General features: G+C 72.7%; 6 protein-coding genes. 2 read left to right on the top strand and 4 right to left on the bottom strand.

Annotation, left to right across the window (positions count from 1 at the left end; genetic code table 11):
- Positions 1 to 115: 115 nt before the first annotated feature.
- The 4 genes from ACWC5C_RS31275 to ACWC5C_RS31260 form a co-directional block, all read right to left on the bottom strand.
- Complete coding sequence (locus tag ACWC5C_RS31275; RefSeq protein ID WP_450880844.1) at positions 116 to 2,686, bottom strand: ATP-binding protein; 2,571 nt, start codon at positions 2,684 to 2,686, stop codon at positions 116 to 118.
- A gap of 136 nt (positions 2,687 to 2,822) precedes the next feature.
- The gene (locus ACWC5C_RS31270; RefSeq protein ID WP_450880842.1) at positions 2,823 to 3,146 is read right to left on the bottom strand and encodes an STAS domain-containing protein; all 324 of its coding nucleotides are present in this window, start codon (positions 3,144 to 3,146) and stop codon (positions 2,823 to 2,825) included.
- A gap of 161 nt (positions 3,147 to 3,307) precedes the next feature.
- Positions 3,308 to 4,156: a 3-hydroxyacyl-CoA dehydrogenase family protein gene (locus ACWC5C_RS31265; RefSeq protein ID WP_450880840.1), complete on the bottom strand. Its 849-nt coding sequence runs from the start codon at positions 4,154 to 4,156 to the stop codon at positions 3,308 to 3,310.
- Positions 4,157 to 4,236: 80 nt separating this feature from the next.
- The gene (locus ACWC5C_RS31260) at positions 4,237 to 4,878 is read right to left on the bottom strand and encodes a TetR/AcrR family transcriptional regulator (RefSeq protein WP_450880838.1); all 642 of its coding nucleotides are present in this window, start codon (positions 4,876 to 4,878) and stop codon (positions 4,237 to 4,239) included.
- Between the two features lie 79 nt (positions 4,879 to 4,957).
- Here ACWC5C_RS31260 and ACWC5C_RS31255 point away from each other — a divergent pair, with 79 nt between their 5' ends.
- Positions 4,958 to 5,749, top strand: coding sequence for an ABC transporter ATP-binding protein (locus tag ACWC5C_RS31255; protein WP_450880836.1), 792 nt, complete (start codon positions 4,958 to 4,960; stop codon positions 5,747 to 5,749).
- Between the two features lie 28 nt (positions 5,750 to 5,777).
- A complete protein-coding gene (locus ACWC5C_RS31250; RefSeq protein WP_450880834.1) occupies positions 5,778 to 6,533 on the top strand; it encodes an ABC transporter permease in 756 nt (251 codons plus the stop codon).
- The last annotated feature ends 25 nt before the right edge of the window (positions 6,534 to 6,558 follow it).

Genomic DNA, 6,558 nt, shown 5'->3' with positions numbered 1-6,558 from the left:
GGGACGGGTGGGCACAACCCACCCACCGGCCCGCACCCGGCCACGAAACCCCCTGCCCACCCCGGGGCCCGGGGTGCCCCCGGTTTCGGGGAGGGGCGGGGTGGGGGAATGCTCGCTACGCCGAGACGGACGGCGACGTCGCAGGGGTCTCCGGCGGGCCACTTGCCGTGTTGGACGCGGTGTTCGTGGGGGACGTGGGCGCCGTGGTCGGCGCGGTCGTCGGGGGGTCGGTCGGAGGCGTCGTGGGCGGCGTCGGGCGCCCCGTCGGCGTGTGCGTCGGCCCGTGCGTCGGCTCTTGTGTGGCCGGGGGCGTCGTCGGAGTCTGCGGCTGCGACGGGTCACCGGTTGTCGACGGGTCGGACGGCGTGGGCGACCCGCTCGGGGTCCCGCCACTCGACGGCACCGAGGACGGCGACGACAGCGGCACATTGCTCAGCCCCGGCTGCGGCGCCTGGCTAGGGGCGTCCGACGGCTCGTCGGCCGTCAGATCCTTGTCGTCGTCCTGCTTCGACGCCGACTCGCGCGGCTTGACCCGGTCGGACGAGGGCTTGTCGTTGTCGCCGCCGACGGCTCCGAGGGTCACTACGGTGCCCAGCACGGCCACCAGCAGCACCCCGGCCCCGGCGGCCGCCATGTTGCGGCGGGTGCCGGTCAGCGCCAGGTTCCGGAGCGTGCCCAGGCGGCGCGGCTTGGCCGGAGTGGGGGTGAGAGTGGCAGCAGGGGCAGGGGCGGGTTGGGTCGGTAGCGCCGCCGTGGCCGCTACCGGGGGTATCTTCGCCGTCTCGCCCACCACCGGCATGATGACCGCGGTCACCTGCTCCTCCGGCGAAGGCGAAGGCGACGGCGAAGGCGCCGCCGCCGGGGGACGCGTCCGTACGACGCCCGGCCCGAACGCGTCCGGCATCGCCGCGCCCGTACGGTCGCTCACCAGCGCCAGCGCCCGCCGCCCCGCGACCGTTCCGCGCTTGTCCGCCAGCGCGCCGCGCAGCCCGATGGACGCCTCCAGCTCGGCGCGGGCCCGGTCGAGGTTGCCGGTGCACAGGGCGAGGACGCCCAGCTCGTGGTGGAAGTACGCCTCGTCGGCGACCTGTCCGGCCAGCCGCGCCGACTCCTGGCCGTGCCGCACGGCCCGTTCCCAGGCACTCCAGTGCAGCGCCGCCGCGAAGGCGGGGGCGGCGGCGCGGGCCAGATCGACGGCGGCGTCGGCGTGCCCGGCCTCCCGGCCCGTGACCAGGGCGGCCATCGCGGCGAGTATCGCGTCCGCCTCGACGGCGACGCGCTCGGGCGCCACCGAGGGGTGTGCGGCCCACCAGGTGTAGTGCTGGGCCACGGTGTGCGCCCGCCCGGCGGACGCGGCCGCGTCGCCCGCGTACCCGTCCGCCGCGAGCTGGTCCGCGACCCCGGCCGCCAGCCGGTAGTGCGGGCCCACGGTGGTGACCAGGCCGTGGGCGAGCAGTTCGCCGAGGGCCGCGTCCGCGTGCGGATCGTCGGTGAGGGCGGGCAGATGGGCCTGGTGCGGGCATTCGCCGCCGAGCGCGACCGCGAACCGCAGGGCGTCGCGGGCCGCTTCGCCCAGCCCCGCGGCGAGCAGCGCGGCCGGGGCCGCGGCCTCGGGGATCGGGGGCAGAGGCGGCACCGCGTCACGCGGTTCGGCGTCACCGGACGCGGAGGCGGCAGCGGTGGCGGCGCCGTCCGCGGAAACGGCAGAGGCAGCGAAGCCGACCGCATCGGCGGCATCAGCAGCCCCGGCCGTCTCCACAGCCCCGGCCGTCTCCGCGACAGCGGCCTCGCGCTGCCGCAGCAGCGCACCCGCCTGTACGAACCGCAGCGGCAGCCCCTCCGACTCGAACCACAGGTCCGCCGCCCAGCTCGCCTCGTCCTCCGCCAACGGGCGCCGCAGGGCCCGCTCCAGCAGTTCCAGACCGGCGGTGCGGCTGAGCCCGGAGAGGAAGACCTCTTCGAGGTGGGAATCGGCGGACGGGGCCGCGACATCCGGCGTGGCGGAGATCAGGAAGGCGCATTCGGGGGTCGCGTCGAGGAACTCGTCCAGCACGGCGCCGCCGAACTCGATGTCGTCGAGGACGACGACCGCGCCGATCTCCTGCACCGCCTCCAGCAGTTCCGCCCGCTCGGGCCGGTACAGCGGGGCGCGGTAGACGGCCGCGTAGAGGTCGTACAGCAGGTCGGTGGGGGTGCGGTGGTAGCCGGAGAGCCGTACGACGCCGTCCGGCGCCAGGCGGTCGCAGTCCGCCGCGACGGCCTCCAGCAGCACGCTGCGCCCGGCGCCGGAGGGCCCGGTGACCCGTACGGAACGGCCGCGGGCCAGCAGCCGGGCCAGCCGCTCGCGCTCCTCGTCCCGCTCCAGCATCGGCAGGTCGGGCACCACCGTGCCGGACGGCCGGGGCGCGGCGGCGGCCCGGCGCAGCTCGGCGCGCTGGTCGGGGGTGTGCCGCTCGGGCCGGGCGGCCCGGGCGGACCGCTCGCCGGGCGGGCAGGGCTCTATCTCGCTGCCGTCGACCGGGTTCACGGTCAGCAGATGGTCGCCGGTGACGATGCGTACGGTACGGACGGGACCGGCGGGCACGTCCGCGTCCCGCGGCGGCTGCGGCGCGGCGGCGGCGTCCGCGGGACGCGGGCTCGGGTCGTCGTGGCCGTGCTCGTGCGGTGCGCGGTGGTGCTGCTCCATGGCCCAGTGCCCCCCAGATGCGTGGCGCGCCGATGTGTGCCGCCGTAGGGATGATGTCCGGCGAGTGCCGGACAAGACCTCGTCACAGTATCCACCGGCCCCGGAACGGCCCGCGCCACCCCGGGGATTCGGGGGTTCAGACGCGCGGCAGCGTCTCCGCTTCGAGTCCGCCCTCGATCGCCAGGATGCGGTGCAGTCGGGTGGCCACCAGCAGCCGCTGCATCTGCGGTGGCACCCCGCGCAGGACGAGCCGACGGCCCACCCGCCCCGCCCTCCGGTGCGCCCCCATGATCACGCCGAGCCCGGTGGCATCCCAGGAGTCCAGCTCGGTCAGGTCGAGTACGAGATCCCCGCCGCCGGCGTCAACGGCGGTATGCAGGGCCGTACGGGCGTCCGCCGCGCTTCGGACGTCCAGTCGGCCCCCGACGACCAGCTCGGCGTGGTCGCCCCTGATGTGCATAATGCGCTCCCCTGGATGGTGCGAGTCGTCGTGTCGTCAATGCGCCATTTCTCTCTACAGAACTGACTGCCCCGCACCCGAGGAAGTTGCCGTCTGTAAGCGAACCGATACCGAATTCACCCGAGAGGGTGAGTTCCGGGCCTGGCGCCGCACCAGGGCCCTCAGTAGCGGTAAAAGCCCCCACCGCTCTTGCGGCCGATGTCACCCGCGTCGACCATCCGGCGCATGATCTCCGGTGGCGCGAACTTCTCGTCCTGGGACTCGGTGTAGATGTTGTCGGTGGCGTGCAGCAGGATGTCCACGCCGGTGAGGTCGGCCGTCGCGAGGGGTCCCATCGCGTGACCGAAGCCCAGCTTGCACGCGATGTCGATGTCCTCGGCCGTGGCGACCCCGGACTCGTAGAGCTTGGCGGCCTCGACCACGAGTGCCGAGATCAGGCGCGTGGTGACGAAGCCCGCGACATCGCGGTTGACGACAATACAGGTCTTGCCCACGCCCTCCGCGAACTCCCGTGCCGTGGCGAGCGTTTCGTCGCTCGTCTTGTAGCCGCGCACCAGTTCGCACAGCTGCATCATCGGGACGGGAGAGAAGAAGTGGGTGCCCACGACCCGCTCCGGGCGCTCCGTGGCAGCGGCGATCTTGGTGATCGGGATGGCGGAGGTGTTGGACGCGAGGACGGTGTCGTCCTTGACCAGGCCGTCGAGGGTGCGGAAGATCTCCCGCTTGACGTCGATCCGCTCGAAGACGGCCTCGACGACGATGTCCGCGTCGGCGGCGGCGTCGAGGTCGGTCGTGGTGGTGATGCGGGCCAGCGCCTGTTCGGCCGCCGCGGCGTCCAGCTTGCCCTTGGAGACGAACTTCTCGTAGGAGGCGCGGATTCCGTCCGTGCCGCGCCGCAACGCCTCATCGGTCACGTCGCGCAGCACGACGTCCCAGCCCGCCTGGGCGGAGACCTGCGCGATGCCGGACCCCATGAGTCCGGCTCCGATGACCGCGAGCTTCTTGGCCACGACACACCCCTTCGTCGACGTTCGGTGTGCGTGGACCTTAACGCCCGTTCACCCCCTGGGGCAGCCCCTAGTAAGGCGCGTCACGGTGTGTTCTTCACCGCATAGTTGAGCACTGTGTCGCTGAGAAGCGCCTCCATGACGTCGACTTTCCGGAGGGCGTCCTCGGCCACCTCGTCCACGTCGCCGCCCTCGGCCAGGCCGTGGATGATGCAGCGCTGAACGGCGTTCTGCAGCCCGACCAGTTGGTGGGCGATGAACTCGGGGGTCGGGTCCTCGGGGGCGGCGTCCGCCTCCTCGCGGAGGGTGACACCGAGCCGGTTGACCGCCTTCCCCTGGATGGTGAACAGCCTGGCCATCAGGGTGGGCGACTCCGTGAAGACCTGCCGGAAGCGGTCGTAGCCCGGGGTCAGCCCGACGTACGCGTGCCGCTCCCGGATGTCCTGGCGCAGCTGCTCCGCGATGGCCCGGGCCGCCGACCGGCCGGGCGCGCGCTCCCGTACGAGCCGGGAGGGGCGGTCGATGATCTCCTCCTCGCGGTCGACGAACAGGTCTTCCTTGGCCGGGAAGTAGTTGTAGACCGTGTTGACGGAGACCTCGGCCGCCTCGGCGATCTCCGCGATCGTCACCGTCTCGAAGCCGCGCTCCATGAACAGCCCGGTCGCGACATCCGAGATGTGCTGCCTGGTCTGCCGCTTCTTCCGCTCCCTGAGCCCTTCCGCCATGCCCTCATCCTAGCTTCGCTGGATTGGCTGCATCTTTGGGGTCATTGCAAAATTTAAGTGACCCTGCTTTTCTATCGGCATGCCAAAGCCAGTCATCACCACGAGCGGGCTCGCCCGCACCTTCCGGACCAAGAGCGGCCCCGTGGAGGCCGTCCGCGGCATCGACCTGACGGTGGAGGCCGGGGAGATCCTGGGCTTCCTCGGCCCCAACGGCGCGGGCAAGACCACCACGCTCCGCATGCTCACCACGCTGCTCCCGCCCACCGGAGGCACCGCCACGGTCGCCGGTCACGACCTCGCCGCCGACCCGGCCGGGGTGCGCCGCCGCATCGGGTACGTCGCCCAGTCCGGCGGGGTCGACCCCACCGTCTCCGTACGGGAGGAACTGGTCACCCAGGGCCGCCTCTACCGGCTTTCCCAGCCCGAGGCCGTCGCCCGCGCCGGTGAACTGGCCCGTGAGCTGGAGCTGACCGACCTGCTGGACCGGCCGTGCGCCGCCCTCTCCGGCGGGCAGCGGCGCCGCCTGGACATCGCGCTCGGCCTGGTCCACCGGCCCGGCGTCCTGTTCCTGGACGAGCCGACGACCGGGCTCGACCCGGCCGGGCGCGCCGACCTGTGGGACCTGATCCGGCGGCTGCGCGCCGAGCACGGCATGACCGTCTTCCTGACCACCCACTACCTCGACGAGGCGGACGCGCTCGCCGACCGGCTCATCGTCGTCGACCAGGGCCGGGTGGCCGCCGAGGGCACGGCGCGGCGGCTCAAGACCGAGTACGGCGGCTCGCCTGACGCCACGCTCCAGGACACCTTCATCGCCATCACCGGGCGCCGTGTCGCCGCACCGCGCGAATCCGCCCCGCTCACCGTCTGATCACCGTCTGGACCCGAAGGACGCCCCCATGCCCCACGTCATCTCCGACACGGCGCTGATCTTCCGCCGTCAACTGCGCCAGACCCTGCGCTCCAAACCCGCCATGGTCTTCGGCCTCGTCCAGCCGCTGCTGTTCCTGGTCTTCTTCGGCCCGCTGCTCACCGGCATACCGCTGGACGGCGAGGGCGACTCGTGGCAGACCATCGTCCCCGGCATCCTCATCCAGCTCGGCATGTTCAGCGCCTCGTTCGCCGGGATCGGCATCATCTTCGAGAAGAACATGGGCGTCATCGAGCGGATGCGGGTCACCCCGGTCAGCCGACTGGCCCTGCTCATGGGCCGGGTGCTCAAGGACGTCGTCCAGCTCCTGCTGCAATCCGTGGTGGTCGTCCTCGTCGCCCTCGCCCTCGGGCTGCGCGCGCCGGTGCTGGGCATCGTGATCGGCTTCGGCTTCGTCGCCGTGCTCACCGTCTCGCTCGCCTCGCTCTCGTACGCGCTGGCCATGCGGGTGGAGTCGCCGCAGGGGTTCGGCCCCGTCATCAACTCCGTCACCATGCCCGCGATGCTGCTCTCCGGGATCCTGCTGCCGATGTCGCTCGGGCCGCGCTGGCTCGACATCACCTCGCACTTCGTGCCGTTCCGCTACCTCGTGGACGGCGTACGGGCCGCCTTCGCGGGCGACTACGGGGACGGGCGGATCGGCCTGGCCTGCCTGGTCGCCACCGGGCTCGCCACCTTCGCCGTCGCCCTCGGCGCCCGCCTCTTCCGGCAGGCCGGGGCATAGGGGGATGGCTCCCGGCTGCGCGTAG

This window comes from Streptomyces sp. NPDC001700, from assembly GCF_053596435.1.
This window is presented reverse-complemented; position numbering and strand designations above follow the sequence as displayed.

Bases quoted from the DNA above. Each gene is read 5' to 3' on its own strand.
- ACWC5C_RS31250 (WP_450880834.1), top strand. From the start codon at position 5,778: ATGCCCCACGTCATCTCCGACACGGCGCTGATCTTCCGCCGTCAACTG.
- ACWC5C_RS31270 (WP_450880842.1), bottom strand. From the start codon at position 3,146: ATGCACATCAGGGGCGACCACGCCGAGCTGGTCGTCGGGGGCCGACTG.
- ACWC5C_RS31260 (WP_450880838.1), bottom strand. From the start codon at position 4,878: ATGGCGGAAGGGCTCAGGGAGCGGAAGAAGCGGCAGACCAGGCAGCAC.
- ACWC5C_RS31275 (WP_450880844.1), bottom strand. From the start codon at position 2,686: ATGGAGCAGCACCACCGCGCACCGCACGAGCACGGCCACGACGACCCG.
- ACWC5C_RS31255 (WP_450880836.1), top strand. From the start codon at position 4,958: ATGCCAAAGCCAGTCATCACCACGAGCGGGCTCGCCCGCACCTTCCGG.